Below are 13498 nucleotides of genomic sequence, written 5' to 3' on the forward strand. Positions count from 1 at the left end.
CTATCCGATAAGTCCCCGCAGGGCCTCGGGGGCCGGCGGGTTGTGCAAAATCTCCTCAATGGCCTTCCACCAGCGCTCCAGGCTCCAGATCTCCAACCTCCCCGGGGCCCCGGCGATGACCACCTCGCCCCCTTCCGCAAGCCCAGCGAATTGGCGCAAGGGCGGGGGGATGAGGACGCGGGAGGCATTGTCCATGCGGGTTTTGTGGGCCCCCGAGTAGAAGAAGCGCACGAAGGCCCGGGCCTCCTTGTCGGTGAGGGGCAGGTTGACCAGCTGCTCTTCAATCTTGCGCCAGCGGTCGGAGGGGAAGACGTAGAGGCAACCCTCCATGCCCCGGGTGAGCACCAGGCCGTCCTCGAGGAAATCGCGAAAGGGGCCGGGGATCACCACCCGCCCCTTGTCGTCCAGGCTGTACTGGTACTCGCCGAAGGGCATCTTCCCACCTGCTCCCACCTTCCGGTGGCCAGACCCGGTGCGCCTGGATCACGAATGGCCGTGGCCGGGGAAGGTTTTCGCCGGGAAGTATACCACGGCTTCCCCACACTTTTCCACTCTCTCCCACCTACCACCCACCTTTGTCCCACCTCAGGGGTAAAAAAACCCCCGAGCCGAAGCTCGGGGTCCGGGATAGGGCGTAAGCCGGGTTCTGTTTTTTGCGGTCATCTCTCTGGTGTAATGGAGCGCGCTTGTTGTTAGTTGGGCCGGGCCCGACTAAAGGCGAAGCAAGGCGAAAGAAGCCGATAAAGAAGGCGAAAAGAAGCGGCGGGCTCCCGAAAAAAGGCGGCGGTTTGGCGGAGGGCAATCGCTCACGCTTTTAGGACAGTAATGCGGGTCAGTGCGATGCCCATCGGAAAAGGACGCTGTCTCAAGGTGGTTTAGTGCGTTCTGAAGCCGCTGACCGGGGCAATCTTTGACTTAGGTGAGTCATGCTTTTGGGGCAAATCGCTCACGCTTTTAGGACAGTAAAAGAGGGCGATGAGGAAGGCAAAAGCGCCCGTTGATGTAAGCCCACTTTATAGCAAACCGCGCAAAGTTGATGAGAGGAAGAAAGCGGCTACAGAAGGCGGAAAACGCCGTTATGCGGTCGGGTTGCATAGCTGAGACAGCGTGAGACAGCGTCGGAGGGGGGCTTGAGACAGCGTGAGACAGCGTAGCCCGATGCCCAAAAGGGATGGGAATGCCCATCGTTATCGCATTATGCGTTGCATGCATAGTTGAGACAGCGTGACGCTGTCTCAGCCCATAAACTAAAGGTTGTTTTAGCGTATGCTAATGAAAAACTCATGAAAAGCGCTAAAATACCTAGCCCTGAGCCTTAGCCTTCCCAGGGAAGGGGCCTCCACCCTGGACCAAAGCATGACCCCCAGGCCTTCACCTGGGGGTCTGCCGGAGGTAGCGCCTTTCCAGCCAGAGGGCCTGGCGGGCCAGCTCTAGGAAGTCTTCCGGGTCGTCTGGAGGCTCGCGGTGGAGCCAGTGGCGGATGAGGGCGGAAAGCTGGGCGAGGGGTGGAGGGTCACGCTCCAGCTCCGCTAACCGGCCTGGAAACCCAGGGCCTCCAGGATGCCGTTGGCGGCGGTGAGGGCGAGGCCGGGCTTCTCCGCGGTGGCGCGGGCCCAGGCCTCCTGGTCCAGGGCGAGCTCGCGGGTGAAGTCCAGGGCGGCGCTCAAGGGCGCCCGGGCCATGCGGCTGGTGAAGCGGTCCACCTGGGCGATGTCGGGCCTGCGGAAGGCGAAGGTGCTCTCGCCGTGGGTGAAGGTGTAGAAGGGCTTTTCCCGTTCCATCTAGCCTCCTAGCCGTGCTGGATCTCCCCGAGCACCACGAACTCCAGCTCCACGGTGATCCGCTCCGTGTCCTGCTCCACCCCGCCGAAGGAGCGCTTGGTGAAGAGGCAGTCCTTCAGGGTGTCGGTGACGGCGGTGCCGTTGCCCTTGTCGTAGGAGATGACGATGTCAAAGGGGTCAAGCTTGTAGACGTTTCCCTCGGGGGCGGCGGCGCGGAGGCGATCGTACTCCTCCCGCAGGAGGGTGAGCTTCCCCGAGGCCTCCCAGTTGCCCTTGGTGTAGCCCCTGGGGGTGCGGCCCTTGCCGTAGATGGCGTTGACCTTTTCGGAGTCCTCGTAGTCAATGGAGAGGACGTCCGCCAGGGGCACGCCCTTCACCTGGATGCTGATGTGCTCCCAGTCATAGTAGCGGCCGTTGATGGGCATGTTTTACCTCCTCACGCCTTGGCCTGGGCCAGGAAGGGGTTCTCAAAGCCGATGTCCAAGGTTATCTCCCTGAGATAGCCCAGAGGAACGACCCGCACCTGCAGGAGGAGGGTCCTGGAGGCCAGGATGTCCTGGCCCGGGGGCACCACCACCCGGCCACGGGCGATCTCTCCCAGGGACTGCATGACCCGGAGAGGGGTGTTGGCCCGGGCGATGAGGCTGGCCAGGGAGGCGTTCAGGTCCGTGGGGTCCACGTGCCACTGCACGAAGTCCAGGAGGGCCTGGCGGACCTGGGTGACCGCCTTGTCCATCACCCTCCGGTTCTGGACGATGAGGTAGTCGCTGGTGGGGGGCGCCGCCATGCGGCCGTCCACCAGGTAGACCCCGTCCCGCCCGATGAGCCGGTAGACGGTGGTGAAGCCGGCCGTGTCCAGGGCCAGGGCGTGGGCGTTGTTGAAGAGGCTCTTCTTGCCGTAGTCCGTCAGCACGAAGGGGGCCACGGCCACCACGCCGGGGAGGGGTCCCAGCTGGACCCAGGCGGGGGAGACGTGGACCCGGTTCTTGGAGATCCGGGCCCCCACCCGGGCGGCCAGGCTCTGGACCTCCAGCCTCCCGCTGAGGGTGTCCACCACTTCCCCCCAGGCGGCCACGATCATGACCCGCTTGGAGGTGAAGTTGGCCTTCTCCGCGAGCCTGGCGTTCACCCAGGCGTCCACGTCGTTGCCCGGCGCGGCGGTCTCGGTGAGGAACCAGATGTAGCGGAACCGGCCCTCCGCCTCCGTGGCCAGGGCGTCCAGGGCGGCCCACATGGCGGCGTCTGTGGGCTGGGCCACCTGGATGTACTCGTAGAGGATGGGGGCGTTGAGGGCCTCCCGCACGGCGGCCTGGACGCTGGAGACGCTGGCCCTGGGGGCGGTGGCCTGGAAGCGGTAGACCGCCCCCGCGGTGTAGGTGCCGGTGCCGAAGTTCAAGGTGAGCCCGGTGCCGGGGAGGTCGTAGCTCGCGGCGGTGACGATCTCGGCGCTCACGGTGTCCCCGCCGTCCAGGCTGTAGGTGAAGGTGGCGGTGCCCACGGCCCCGCCCCGGACGATCCGCACCACGATCTCGTAGGCGTCCAGGGGGCTTCCGCTCACGCTCACGGCGGGGGAGGCGGGGTTTTGGGTGTCGGCGGTGACGCTGCCCGCGATGTCCCCCGCGGCCCGCACCGCGTAGACCTGGCCGCCTCCGTAGGCCAGCTGGTCGGCCACGGCCCGGGCCAGGGGGCCGGTGCCGAGGAGGGTGGGCACCTGGGAGAGGTCGGAGAGGCCCACCACCTGGTTCACGGGCCCCTTGGAGGAGACCCCCACCACCACCCGCTGGCCGTCCCCGCTGGGGGCCACGATGCCCAGGCCCCCGTCCTGAATCTCGGGGTATACTCCTGGCAGTCTAGCCACGCTTCACCTCCTACTCCTTGACGGTGGGCCCCTGGAGGAACTCCCTCAGGGCCCGCTCAAACTGGGCCCGGGAGACCCGGGTCCCCACGGCCCAGCCCATCCGCACCCGGAGGCCCGCCAGGGCCCAGGGCTCCACCTTGAGGAGTTCGGCGAGCTCCTCCACGGTGGGGTCGGGCTGGGTGATCTCCTTGTCCTCCACTTCCTTGGTCTCCTTGGGCATGTCACACCTCCTCTACGAGCCCTTCCACCTCCACCGCCACGGGCACCCAGTCCACCCCCTCCAGGAGGTAGACCTCCACGGGGATCTCCAGGGCGAGCCCGTTCTCGGGGAGGAGGAAGCCCTCTTCGTCCTGATACGAAAGGGCGATCTCGTCCAGCTTGGCCTGATAGGACCCCCCGGCTTCCAAGGGGGTGTGCCAGAGATAGAGGAGTACCCCCACCAGGAGGCGGTCCAGCTCCTCCTGGCTTCGGGCATAGAGTTCCAGGCGGGCCCGCACGAGCCCGCGATACAGGGTCCGGGTGGTGCGCTCGGGCCCCACCTGTACCCGGCTCCCGTCCCGCCGCAGGCTCCCCGAGGTTAGGGCGAGGAGGGCGGCGGGCACCGTCCGGTAGGCCTCCTCGCGGCTCCGGCGCACGAGGACCCGGGTCCGGGGTAGCCCGGCGTGGACGCAGGCCTCGGTGAGGTAGGCGAGCACAGGGGCGGTCATCTCCGGGAAAGCCACTCCAGGAGGAGGGCCTCGGCCTCTTGGCGGTCCTCCTCGGTGAGGCCCAGGAAGGGGCGGGCGGGGATGTAGACCTTCCGCCCCCTCCCGGCGTAGCCCCCGAACTGGTGGATGCGGGCGTACTCCAGGTTAGTGCCCACGTAGATGCGGCTTCCCGCCACCTTCCAGGAGATGGAGTTCTTCAGGCGGGCCGTGACGACCAGGGGCTTGCGCAGGGCCACGCGCCTCTGGGCGGCGGCGGAGATCCCGCCCCGCTTGAGCCGGTCCCTGGGCCGCACCTCCTTCGCCAGGGTGGCGGGGGAGAGGGGCGGCCAGGGGGAGCCGTCCGGGGCCCGGCTCTCCTCAAAGCGGCGGTGGGTGCGGGCGAGGATCCCCTCGGCGATGGCCTCCTTGACCTTCTGGGGGACGCCCCGCCCGAGCTTTCTCAGGGCCTCGTTTAGCTCCCGCCAGTCCCCTTTGAGGCGCACGCCCATCAGAAGTCCTCCAGGCTCTCCCGGGAGAAGACCCGCTTCCCCCGGACGGCGGCCCCGCCCTTGGGCCTCGCGGGCTCCCCCGTGGGGGGAAGGGGCAGGGAGGCCTTGCCCACGGCCACGTCCCGAAGGAAGGCCACGGCATCCCGGTATCGGGTGAGGGCGGCCTCGTCGGCGGTGCCGGGCCGGATGCCCCGGCGGAGCATGAGGCGGTAGACGGCGATGTCCACCGCCTTGGCCTTCAGCACCTCGGGGAGGGAGGGGAGGGGGAGGGCGTAGCGCTGGGCGAGGTAGCTTTCCACCTCGGCCCAGGCCTCCCTCAGGGCGGCTTCGGCCCGGGCCTGGCCCTCGGGCGTGAGGACCCCCGCCCCCTCCTCGTCCACCAGGTAGAGGAGGACGTCTAGGGGGAGGGCTTGGCGGAGGTCCTCGAGGGTGATCATGCGACGGCGCCGGTGCCGGTGGAGCCGTAGGCCAGCTGCCAGAAGAGGTAGCCCGCCGCTTTACGCTCGTAGACCCCGTAGATGAAGACGTTGCGCTTGAAGACCTCGTCGGAGGTCTCGGGGTCGTCCTTCGCCACCCACTCGGGGCGGCTCCGCCGCTGGAGGACGAAGGGGCGGATGGCCTGGCTCCCATCCACCAGGAACCAGTAGGTCTCGTACTCCTCCACCAGCCAGGGGCTGACCAGGATCTCGGCCTTCCCGTAGTCGGGGTTGGCCCCGCCCGAGGGCAGGGTGGGCACCCCCACGATCTCGTAGGCGGTGCTCTCCAGCCCGGGGCCCACCACCAGGTAGATGGGCTTCTGTAAGAAAAACCCCAGGGGGTAGCCTCGGGCGTCGGTGAGCTGCCTCATCTGGCTCAGGGCCTGACGGAAGGCTTCCCGGGTCAGGGGGGCGTTGCCCGCGTTCTGGAAGGTCTTCTTCCCCACCGTGTGGGAGCCGAAGAAGGGGCGGCCGTCGTAGCCCTTCTGCTGGAACCCTTTGCGCAGGAGGTCGGCGATGAGGAGGTCGTCGTGCTCGGCCCACCTCCGGGCGTACTGGAGGGCGGTGATGCGGATGAGGTCCATCTGGTCGTCCTCCGCGTCCGTGCGGGACACGGCGAAGGTGGCCTCCCAGTCGGCGTTGACGATGGAGAAGGTCTCGGCGGTGAGGTTCTGGACCTGCCGCTCCCCCTCCCAGAGGCGCATGGTGGGCATGTTCTCCATCCAGGCGTAGTAGTTCGCCCGGCCGTTGGACTGGACCTCCAGGGCCAGCTTCGGCCAGAGGGGGGTGTACCCCTCCTTGGCCTCAAAGACCAGGGCCTTGAGGGTCCGGCTGAGGGCGCTCAGGTTCTCGCGGTTCAGGATCATCTACCACACCTCCACCCAGACGTAGTCCGGTTCCACCTTCAGGGCCCGGCCCGCCTTGGAGCGGCCCGTGCCCGTTTTGCCCACGGTGTTGGGCCCGGTGGCATAAACGTCCTTTCCCAGCTCCGTGGGGCCCACGGGGTCGGTGGGGTCGTTCTCAAAGCGGAACACTCCCCGGCGCACCACGACCTTCTTCGCGCCGTCCGTCCCCCCGGTGTTGTCCACCGCCTCCTGGGCCACGCCCAGGGCGATCTTCCCGGTGCCGGGGCCCGCCTCCTCGGCGTAGCCCCCGCTCACCATCACCAGGGCTCCCTGCCGGATGACGGCGTTCGCCTTCACCGGGAGGGGGATGAGGTACTCGTCCGCCCAGCGCTCGGTGTCAAACATCACTCACCTCCAAACCGCTTCAGGGCCTCCTCGGAAACCCTGAAGACCTGGGCGAGCCTGCGCAGAGGCTCGTCCTCCTCCAAGGCCTTCCGCTCCGCCTTGGGCAGCTCCACGGGCACCAGCCGGGGCATCCCCTCCAGGGCCTTGCGGGCGGCCTCGAGGTCGGCCCGGGCCTGGGCGAGCCAGAACTCCCGCTGGTGGGGGAGGATGCGCCCTTCCTCCAGGGCCTTACGCACCAGGGCCTGGGCCTTCTCCTCCCGGGTCTGGACCTTGATGGCTTCCAGCTCCTTCCGGGTGCGCTCCAGCTCCTCCAGGGCGTCCTGCGCGGCCAGGAGGCGCAGGAGCTTGGCCTTGAGCTCCGTGAGGTCCTCGGCTCCGAGGCCCACCTCCAGGACCACCCGGCCCACAGCGGCTTCCCGCCGGAGGCCCTCCAGGGCTTGGAAGACCGCCTCCTCGGTGGCCTCCGGTTCCAGTCCTAGGGCCTGCCTGAGCTTTTCCAGCATGTCCGCCTCCGCTTCTATGCGCTTTTGGAACCGGATGCCGGGGTTGTTGGTGAGGGCGAAGGAGTGGTAGCCCAGCACCCGATGCCTGCCCATCTCGTCCGGGGTGGGGTCGTAGTAGAAGACCGGGGAGACGTAGGCGTACTCCCCCCGGCTCACCCGCTCCCGCCCCGTCTCCGACCACTCCACCAGGCCGTAGACGAAGCCGTCCTCCCCCACCACCAGCCCGGTGATGAACCCCGCCGCGGGGGCCTCCTGGGCCTGGCCCTCCTCCACCCGCACCGTCTGGTGGTGGAAGTCCAGGACCCAGGGCACGCCCCGGGTCCTAAGGTCCTCCAGGGCGGCCTGAAGGCTCTCCTCGTCGTAGAGGAAGACCGTCCCGTTCCCCACGAACTCCCCGAAGGGGTGGAGGGGGATGCGGTCAGGCGCCTCGGCCAAGGCGGCGCGCAGCGTGCCGGAAAAGGTCGGGGTGGAGGTATCGGTATTCTTGGGGAAGCCGGTCAAACTCGTCATAGGGCCGCCTCAGCACCACCCCCCAGTAGGCGCGGTTCTCTGCCCTCGCGGTCTCCGGGGAGAGGGGCCAGCTAGGCCCCGGCCCCTTGAGGCTGAGCGCCCGCGCCCTTGCGAAAGGTGCCGTCCCGGTTGAAGAGCGCCACGATCTGGTCAATGGCCCACCCCAGGACGGCGTCCGGGATCCAGGCGGGCCAGAAGCCGAGGATGGCGTTCACCACCTCCTTGACCCGCTTCATGGCCTCCTCCTTCTTCTGGAGGCCCGGGACCCCGTCCATGAGGTCCTCCACCACCAGGACCGCGAGCCCGAGGGCGAAGTAGGCGATACGGATGACCTTGAGCATCTTTCCCTCCAAAAGGTTTTGCCCCCGGGCTTCCCCGGGGGCACGTTTCCCACCTTAGCCCCAGTTTAACCCAGGGGGTGGGGGGGTGTCAAACCTAGAGCCTGCTCCGCACCTCCACCACCCGGCCCACGATCTCCGCCACCTGGTCCAGGGGAATGACGGGAGGCCCGTTCTCCTCGGGGTTGGTGGAGTAGAGGGCCCCGTTCTTGAGGAGCTTCACCACGTACTCCCCGTTCTCCAGCCGGGCCACCACGATGGCCCCTGGGTGGCCCTTGTCCTCGGTGTTGACGATGATGACGTCCCCGTGGCAGATGGGGCGCTTCCCGGCGCACATGGAGTTGCCCCGCACCTTGAAGGCCGCGAGGTGCCGGGCGTCCCCCTTGACCCGCACGGGGACGGTGCGCTCCTCAATCTCCTCCAGCTGGGAAGGGCCGCCGCCCACGTAGCCGAGGATGGGGATATGCCTTTCGCTCCGCCATTCGCTACCGGGGGCTTCCGGTTCTAGTCGGTAGAGGAGTTCGTGCGCGGGTACGTCTAGGGCTTTGGCTAGGGCCACTAAGGTATCTACGCTTGGTTTTACCCATGTTCCCGCTTTGGTTTGGCGCCCCCTCACGAGGTAGTACAGGGTTCCCCGAGAGATGCCGGTGCGCCGGGAGAACTCTTCCAGGCTGTCCACCCCCATCTCCTGCATCTTCTGCAGGATGAGGTCGGTAAAGGGCCCGTTGAGCTTGGCGCTTGACATATGTCGCACCCTCCTGATAGCATACCCTACAGGATGCGACATATGTTGGCAACTAAAATTGACCCGGCCAAGCTCAAGGCTGCCATGAAACGCAAGGGATTGACTCCGAGAACCCTGGCCGAGCGCATGGGCCTAAACCCCTCCACAATCCGCTACTACCTCTCCGGAAAGCGCGGCAAAAGACCTTCTTACGCTACCCTTTTGGCGCTCGCAAATGCGCTGGGTTTGGAAAGCGTAGAGGAGATTTTGGCCTCTTCTTTGACTTCTGATTTCACAAATGTAGGCAACAAGGAGGAAAGCGATGCCCTGGCTTCCCGTGGATGAGGCAGCCGAACTTATGAGCATCGGAGAACGCACGGTATGGCGGATCGTGGCCCGCCATCGCATCCCCACCCGCAAGGAGAAGCACGGCCGTACCTACCGCACCCTGGTGGACGTGAACTTGCTCGCCTTGGTCTTGGGGAAGGGGCCTATCCCGGGGGCCGATGTAGAGGCTTTGCCTCTTCCCGAGAGGGCTCTTCCCACCGCTAGGCCCGCCCTCGAGGCCCACCTCTCCCGGATCGCCGCGGAGGCCCGGGACCTCCCCCGGGGGCTCAAGTGGGACCTCATCAAGGAGGAGGCGCAGCGGCTCGGCGTCACGCCCAACTACCTGGCCCGGCTCCTCCGCCGCTATGAAGCGGGGCAACTCCTGTATGCACGGCGCCCTCGGCGGGACCGGGGAACTCACCGGGTGCCCGCGGAGCTGAGGAAGCTCGTGGTGGGCCTCAAGCTCGCCCATCCCCGGGCGAGCGCCCGGCGGATCCTGCGCATCCTAGAGGCCAACGACCCGGGCCTCCTCCTCTACCGGCCCTACTCCACCGAAACCCTGTTCCGGCTTTCCGAGGCCACGGTACGGCGCATCCTGCGGAAGGCCGAGGAGAACCCCGCCTTCCGCTACGCCCTCCTCTCCGAGGAGGGGAGGCGGGAGTTCGCCCGCACCTGGGCGGGGCACGTCCTGGCCGAGTACCCCATGCAGATGGTCATGGTGGACATGACCAGGTGCGACGTTTTCGTCTACCTCCCCGAGGAGGACCGGATGGTCCGCCTCCGCATCCACGTGGCCCTGGACGTCTACTCGGGGGCGGTGCCCTCCCTCGTCTTCAGCCGGGAGGAGAGCCAGGTCCCCACGGACCAGCTCCTTATCCTCATGACCCAGGACAAGACGGCCATCGTGCCCGACTGGGACGTGCGGGGCGTGCCCGAGCGCATCTACTGGGACAACGGCAAGGTCTACCGCTCGGAGAAATCGGAGCACTGGGCCCGCACCCTGGGGATTGAGCTCGTCTACTCCCGGCCCCACGTCTCCCACACCCGGGGGAAGGTGGAGCGCTTCTTCGGGGCCTTCCACCAGACTTTTGAGGCCCTGCTCCCCGGCTACGCGGGCTCGGACGCCACGGAGCGGGACTCCTCCGAGCTCCGCCGCCTCCTCCAGAACACCCGGCGCTGGGTAGCGGAGGGGATGCCCCCCGAGCGGGACCCCTACCCCGACCGCCTCCTCCTGGAGGAGGAGTACAAGGGCCGCGCCCTCCAGTGGCTCCTCGGCACCTGGCACCGGGAGCCCCTGGAGGACGGTCTCACCCGTCTGGACCTCTTCCGGGCCTTCGTCCCCCGGCACCGGCTCGCGGACTTCCGCCTGGAGGACCTGTACCTGGCCGCGGCCTACCAGGTGGAGCGGGTGGTGCGGGGGAACGGCACCGTGCAGTACCGGGGGCGCACCTGGTACTTGGACCCCCGCCACGGGAGCCTCCTACCCTGGCAGGGGCAGAAGGTGGTGCTCCTGGACGTGCAGGTCCTCCCGGGCCAGCCCCTCCGGGTGGCCCTCAAGAACCCGGACGGCACCCTGCGGGTCCTCGGGGAGCTCCTCCCCGAGCCCCTGCGGGCGGACAGCCTCGAGGCCCGCGCCAAGCGGGCGGCCGACCGGGCGGCCATCCGCGCCCTGCAGGAGGAGGCGCGCCGCCTGGTGGAGGAGCTTTCCCCCGCCATGCGGCTGGAAGACATGCTGGAGCGCCTCTCCGGCCTCGCCCCCCTGCCCCGGCGGGAGCGCATCACCCTCCGGGCCCAGGAGCTCCCTGCCCCTTCCCCGGAGGAGATCGCCCGCGGGGCGGAGGAGCTCGCCGCCGAGCTGGAGGACGACCTGGTTCTGGACCCCATCGCCCTGGGGGAGCAGTGGCTAAAGGAGCGCGGCCTGCTGCCCCGGGGCGAGGAGGAATAGGAGGTAGCGCATGGGAAGGAAGGCGAACGGCGACCAGACCTTGGCCCTCATTGACGAGGCCCTGGGCATCGTCATGGGGGAGGCGGAGCTCTGGAAGGACCCCCGGGACGGGTTCATCCCCACGGAGGGGGCGAAGGCCCTCTTGGGGCACCTCCACCTGGTGGCCCAGGAGGGCTTCCCCCTGGCCCTGGTGGTGGGCCCGGCGGGGGTGGGGAAGACCCTCACCTGCCGCTACTGGGCCCGGGAGCACGAGGCCCCCTGGGTGCGGGCCCAGCCCAGCTACTCTCCGGCGGCCCTCCTGGAGGATCTGGCGGTGGAGCTCCGCATCACCCGCACCAAGACGTTCCGCGTCCTGCTGAGCATGGTGCGGGACGCCCTCCTCATGAGCCCCAGGGTGATCTTCGTGGACGAGGCCCAGCTCCTGGACCGCCCAACCCTGGAGACGGTGAAGTACCTGGCGGACGAGACCGGGAGCTCCTTCGTCCTCATCACCTCGGAGGAGTTTGAGGGACAGATCCGGCGCCACCGGGACATTGAGAGCCGCATCGGCACCGTGGCCCGCATAGGCCCCATTTCCCTCCAGGAGACCCAGGCCATCTACGAAAACTCCGGCTACTCCCAGGAGACCCTGGCCGAGCTCCACACCCTCACTGGGGGGATCCTGCGGGACATCGTGCGGCTCATGCGGCAGATGGACCGGGTGGTCCAGTGGAGCAGCGAGCGGGGCCTCACTAAGGCCGCCTTCACCCCGGCCCACGTGCGCCGGGTGGCGAGCCGCCTGAACCTCGCGGGGGGTGCGCGGTGAAGCGCTACTTCTTTGACTTCGCAGGCCAGAAAATCCCCATCCGCCGGGATGAGGCCACGGAGTTTTACGAGGTGGACGAGGAGGGGAACATAAACCGCAAGCCCCTGGTGATGCTCCTTGGGGACGGCTCTTGGGTGTTGGAGGGGCGGGAGTTTTACCTCAACCGCCTGGGCAAGCGCGTCCGCTACGAGGTCGTCCACGTGGAGTACGAGGTGGAGCTCCACCAGCCCAGGGGCCTGTACGGCCAGCTTAGGCGGCGTGCCTTGGTGAAGGCCGTCCCCGACTGGCAAGAGATTGATGTGGCCGTGAAGGAGGCCCTTCGTGAACAGGGTTGATTACACCCTCGAGGCCGCCCGCCTGGTCATGCGCATTCTGGAGCTCCCCGGGCTCATCGGGGAGGTGAAGCGGCAGATGACCGCGCTCCGGGCGGAGAGGCGGGAGCTGGAGCGGTGGATGGAGGCCCGGGAGGCCCAGGCCTACCTCGAGGCCCCCGGCAAGACGGAGCGGGAGCGCCAGGCCCGCACCAGGGTGCTCCTCGCCCAGGACCTGGAGTGGCAGAAGGCGGAAAAGAGGCTGCAGCAGATTTTAACCCAGCTGGACAAGCTCCAGGCGGAGCTTGAGGTCCTGGAGCACGAGCGAAAGGCGGTCTACGGGGCGCTGGTGGCCCGGCACGCGGAGGCCCTGGAGGCGGCCCTCGCGGCGGGGCTCTTCGGGGCGAAGCCCCCGGCGCCCCGGGGAGGGAACTGATGACGCGGGAAGAGCTCATTCGGCTCCTCAGGGAGGACCCGGAGGTCCGGGCCGCCCTTGTGGAAGCCCTCCGGGGGGCGCGCCCCCGCCCCCTGGAGGAGGCGGGAAGGGGCATCCAAGCCGTCCTTGCCGAGGCCGAGCGGGAGTGGCTGGCCCGGCACGAGGAGGTGCGCCGTGAAGGGTAAGCGGACCAAGCTGGAGGAGTTGGTGGACGAGCTGGCGGAGGAGGGGCTTCCCCGGCACATGCGGGTGGCCTACGCCCTCTACGACCTGGCCCGGGACATGGTGCGGGCCGCCAACGAGGCCCGGGACACGGAGGCGGTGGACCAGGGGGAGCTGGAGCGCCTGGCCCGCAGGGCCCTGGCGGTGGTGGCCGCCGCCCAGGCGGAGAACGACGCCAAGGCGAGGGAGCTCCTCTCCCACCCGCACCGCATGAAGGGGGTGGCCTGTCCATGAGGCCCCGGCCGTTCCGTAGCGTCCTGGACGCCATCCGGGGCCACGGGCTCACCCCGGGGGAGCTTCGGGAGCGGGCCCGCCTGGCCTACGCCCACGGCCAGGCCTTCTTGGCCCAGCTCTACCTGGACGAGGCCGAGGCCCAGGAGGTGGTCCTGAGGCTCCGCCCCTGCGGCCTCTGCGGGGGCACGGGGCGCGTCGCCGACGACATCCCCTGCTGGCGGTGCGACCCCGGGCTCTCCCGGGCCTGGGTGGAGGTGCGCCGTGACGCCTGAGGCCGTGATCCGCCTGGCCCGGGCGAACCCTGGGACCCCCGTCCGCCTCGCCATCGTGGGGCGGACGGGCCGGGGGGAGGTGAGGGTGAAGTGGGAGGACGGGGGCCTCAAGTTCTGGCTGAGGCCCCTGCGCCTCTGGGACGGGCCCAAGGCGGAGCCCGAGGCCCTTCGCGTCATGGAGCCCTGGCGGATCCTGGAGGCCTGGCTGGAGGGGGAGGATGGGGGAGCGGTCTAAGGGACCGGTGCTCGTGCCCTGCCCGGTGGAAGGGTGCGAGAGGGCCCTCACTGTTCCAGCGCTGGCCCCTGACGGG

General features: G+C 68.4%; 22 protein-coding genes. 9 read left to right on the top strand and 13 right to left on the bottom strand.

The features are described from left to right. From mraZ to QT17_RS04410, 13 genes are all read right to left on the bottom strand, one after another. Positions 1 to 435, bottom strand: coding sequence for a division/cell wall cluster transcriptional repressor MraZ (gene mraZ / locus QT17_RS04350; protein ID WP_039456837.1), 435 nt, complete (start codon positions 433 to 435; stop codon positions 1 to 3). A 1094-nt stretch (positions 436 to 1529) separates the two neighbouring features. Then, positions 1530 to 1781: a hypothetical protein gene (locus QT17_RS04355; protein WP_039456838.1), complete on the bottom strand. Its 252-nt coding sequence runs from the start codon at positions 1779 to 1781 to the stop codon at positions 1530 to 1532. Positions 1782 to 1789: 8 nt separating this feature from the next. Next, a complete protein-coding gene (locus tag QT17_RS04360; RefSeq protein WP_039456840.1) occupies positions 1790 to 2206 on the bottom strand; it encodes a hypothetical protein in 417 nt (138 codons plus the stop codon). 11 nt (positions 2207 to 2217) lie between these two features. After that, complete coding sequence (locus QT17_RS04365; protein ID WP_052155153.1) at positions 2218 to 3639, bottom strand: DUF2586 family protein; 1422 nt, start codon at positions 3637 to 3639, stop codon at positions 2218 to 2220. 10 nt (positions 3640 to 3649) lie between these two features. After that, a complete protein-coding gene (locus tag QT17_RS04370; RefSeq protein ID WP_039456845.1) occupies positions 3650 to 3859 on the bottom strand; it encodes a hypothetical protein in 210 nt (69 codons plus the stop codon). 1 nt (position 3860) lies between these two features. Next, positions 3861 to 4346 (bottom strand): hypothetical protein, encoded by a 486-nt coding sequence (locus QT17_RS04375; RefSeq protein WP_039456848.1) that lies wholly within the window; start codon positions 4344 to 4346, stop codon positions 3861 to 3863. Further along, a complete protein-coding gene (locus QT17_RS13020; protein ID WP_052155154.1) occupies positions 4343 to 4834 on the bottom strand; it encodes a phage virion morphogenesis protein in 492 nt (163 codons plus the stop codon). The genes QT17_RS04375 and QT17_RS13020 overlap by 4 nt, the downstream gene beginning before the upstream one ends. Beyond that, a complete protein-coding gene (locus tag QT17_RS04385; protein WP_039456851.1) occupies positions 4834 to 5271 on the bottom strand; it encodes a gp436 family protein in 438 nt (145 codons plus the stop codon). Before QT17_RS04385 ends, QT17_RS13020 begins: the two co-directional genes overlap by 1 nt. Further along, positions 5268 to 6176 (bottom strand): Mu-like prophage major head subunit gpT family protein, encoded by a 909-nt coding sequence (locus QT17_RS13025; protein ID WP_052155155.1) that lies wholly within the window; start codon positions 6174 to 6176, stop codon positions 5268 to 5270. The genes QT17_RS04385 and QT17_RS13025 overlap by 4 nt, the downstream gene beginning before the upstream one ends. Then, positions 6177 to 6560: a capsid cement protein gene (locus QT17_RS04395; protein WP_039456854.1), complete on the bottom strand. Its 384-nt coding sequence runs from the start codon at positions 6558 to 6560 to the stop codon at positions 6177 to 6179. Then, positions 6560 to 7573 (bottom strand): phage protease, encoded by a 1014-nt coding sequence (locus QT17_RS04400; RefSeq protein ID WP_081995768.1) that lies wholly within the window; start codon positions 7571 to 7573, stop codon positions 6560 to 6562. Before QT17_RS04400 ends, QT17_RS04395 begins: the two co-directional genes overlap by 1 nt. A gap of 71 nt (positions 7574 to 7644) precedes the next feature. After that, complete coding sequence (locus QT17_RS04405) at positions 7645 to 7914, bottom strand: hypothetical protein (protein WP_039456860.1); 270 nt, start codon at positions 7912 to 7914, stop codon at positions 7645 to 7647. A gap of 94 nt (positions 7915 to 8008) precedes the next feature. After that, entirely contained in the window at positions 8009 to 8656 is a 648-nt protein-coding gene (locus QT17_RS04410) for a LexA family transcriptional regulator (protein ID WP_052155156.1), read from the bottom strand. A 42-nt stretch (positions 8657 to 8698) separates the two neighbouring features. On the opposite strand from QT17_RS04410, the gene QT17_RS13235 reads away from it, so the two are divergent. From QT17_RS13235 to QT17_RS04455, 9 genes are read left to right on the top strand one after another with little or no spacing between them, the layout of a single operon-like run. Beyond that, positions 8699 to 8980: a helix-turn-helix transcriptional regulator gene (locus QT17_RS13235; protein WP_054391868.1), complete on the top strand. Its 282-nt coding sequence runs from the start codon at positions 8699 to 8701 to the stop codon at positions 8978 to 8980. Next, positions 8958 to 10907: a DDE-type integrase/transposase/recombinase gene (locus tag QT17_RS14835; protein ID WP_052155157.1), complete on the top strand. Its 1950-nt coding sequence runs from the start codon at positions 8958 to 8960 to the stop codon at positions 10905 to 10907. The genes QT17_RS13235 and QT17_RS14835 overlap by 23 nt, the downstream gene beginning before the upstream one ends. A 10-nt stretch (positions 10908 to 10917) precedes the next feature. After that, the gene (locus QT17_RS04425) at positions 10918 to 11712 is read left to right on the top strand and encodes an AAA family ATPase (protein WP_039456863.1); all 795 of its coding nucleotides are present in this window, start codon (positions 10918 to 10920) and stop codon (positions 11710 to 11712) included. Further along, entirely contained in the window at positions 11709 to 12047 is a 339-nt protein-coding gene (locus QT17_RS04430) for a hypothetical protein (protein ID WP_039456865.1), read from the top strand. The genes QT17_RS04425 and QT17_RS04430 overlap by 4 nt, the downstream gene beginning before the upstream one ends. After that, positions 12034 to 12459, top strand: coding sequence for a hypothetical protein (locus QT17_RS04435; protein WP_039456868.1), 426 nt, complete (start codon positions 12034 to 12036; stop codon positions 12457 to 12459). The genes QT17_RS04430 and QT17_RS04435 overlap by 14 nt, the downstream gene beginning before the upstream one ends. Then, on the top strand, positions 12459 to 12644 hold the full coding sequence (locus QT17_RS04440) for a hypothetical protein (RefSeq protein ID WP_039456870.1): 186 nt from the start codon (positions 12459 to 12461) through the stop codon (positions 12642 to 12644). Before QT17_RS04435 ends, QT17_RS04440 begins: the two co-directional genes overlap by 1 nt. Next, positions 12634 to 12915, top strand: a complete 282-nt coding sequence (locus QT17_RS14840; RefSeq protein ID WP_039456873.1) for a hypothetical protein — start codon at positions 12634 to 12636, stop codon at positions 12913 to 12915. Before QT17_RS04440 ends, QT17_RS14840 begins: the two co-directional genes overlap by 11 nt. After that, positions 12912 to 13187, top strand: a complete 276-nt coding sequence (locus QT17_RS04450; protein ID WP_039456876.1) for a hypothetical protein — start codon at positions 12912 to 12914, stop codon at positions 13185 to 13187. Before QT17_RS14840 ends, QT17_RS04450 begins: the two co-directional genes overlap by 4 nt. Beyond that, positions 13177 to 13422, top strand: a complete 246-nt coding sequence (locus QT17_RS04455) for a hypothetical protein (RefSeq protein ID WP_039456879.1) — start codon at positions 13177 to 13179, stop codon at positions 13420 to 13422. Before QT17_RS04450 ends, QT17_RS04455 begins: the two co-directional genes overlap by 11 nt. Positions 13423 to 13498 lie beyond the last annotated feature (76 nt).

Source organism: Thermus sp. 2.9, assembly GCF_000794385.1.
GTDB classification, from domain to species: domain Bacteria; phylum Deinococcota; class Deinococci; order Deinococcales; family Thermaceae; genus Thermus; species Thermus thalpophilus.

Coding starts and splice junctions, on each gene's coding strand:
- QT17_RS04405 (WP_039456860.1), bottom strand. CDS start 7,914: ATGCTCAAGGTCATCCGTATCGCCTACTTCGCCCTCGGGCTCGCGGTC.
- QT17_RS04375 (WP_039456848.1), bottom strand. CDS start 4,346: ATGACCGCCCCTGTGCTCGCCTACCTCACCGAGGCCTGCGTCCACGCC.
- QT17_RS04360 (WP_039456840.1), bottom strand. CDS start 2,206: ATGCCCATCAACGGCCGCTACTATGACTGGGAGCACATCAGCATCCAG.
- QT17_RS04400 (WP_081995768.1), bottom strand. CDS start 7,573: ATGACGAGTTTGACCGGCTTCCCCAAGAATACCGATACCTCCACCCCG.
- QT17_RS04385 (WP_039456851.1), bottom strand. CDS start 5,271: ATGATCACCCTCGAGGACCTCCGCCAAGCCCTCCCCCTAGACGTCCTC.
- QT17_RS04395 (WP_039456854.1), bottom strand. CDS start 6,560: ATGTTTGACACCGAGCGCTGGGCGGACGAGTACCTCATCCCCCTCCCG.
- QT17_RS14835 (WP_052155157.1), top strand. CDS start 8,958: ATGCCCTGGCTTCCCGTGGATGAGGCAGCCGAACTTATGAGCATCGGA.
- QT17_RS13235 (WP_054391868.1), top strand. CDS start 8,699: ATGTTGGCAACTAAAATTGACCCGGCCAAGCTCAAGGCTGCCATGAAA.
- QT17_RS04450 (WP_039456876.1), top strand. CDS start 12,912: ATGAGGCCCCGGCCGTTCCGTAGCGTCCTGGACGCCATCCGGGGCCAC.
- QT17_RS13025 (WP_052155155.1), bottom strand. CDS start 6,176: ATGATCCTGAACCGCGAGAACCTGAGCGCCCTCAGCCGGACCCTCAAG.
- QT17_RS04410 (WP_052155156.1), bottom strand. CDS start 8,656: ATGTCAAGCGCCAAGCTCAACGGGCCCTTTACCGACCTCATCCTGCAG.
- QT17_RS04425 (WP_039456863.1), top strand. CDS start 10,918: ATGGGAAGGAAGGCGAACGGCGACCAGACCTTGGCCCTCATTGACGAG.
- mraZ (WP_039456837.1), bottom strand. CDS start 435: ATGCCCTTCGGCGAGTACCAGTACAGCCTGGACGACAAGGGGCGGGTG.
- QT17_RS04370 (WP_039456845.1), bottom strand. CDS start 3,859: ATGCCCAAGGAGACCAAGGAAGTGGAGGACAAGGAGATCACCCAGCCC.
- QT17_RS04440 (WP_039456870.1), top strand. CDS start 12,459: ATGACGCGGGAAGAGCTCATTCGGCTCCTCAGGGAGGACCCGGAGGTC.
- QT17_RS04355 (WP_039456838.1), bottom strand. CDS start 1,781: ATGGAACGGGAAAAGCCCTTCTACACCTTCACCCACGGCGAGAGCACC.
- QT17_RS13020 (WP_052155154.1), bottom strand. CDS start 4,834: ATGGGCGTGCGCCTCAAAGGGGACTGGCGGGAGCTAAACGAGGCCCTG.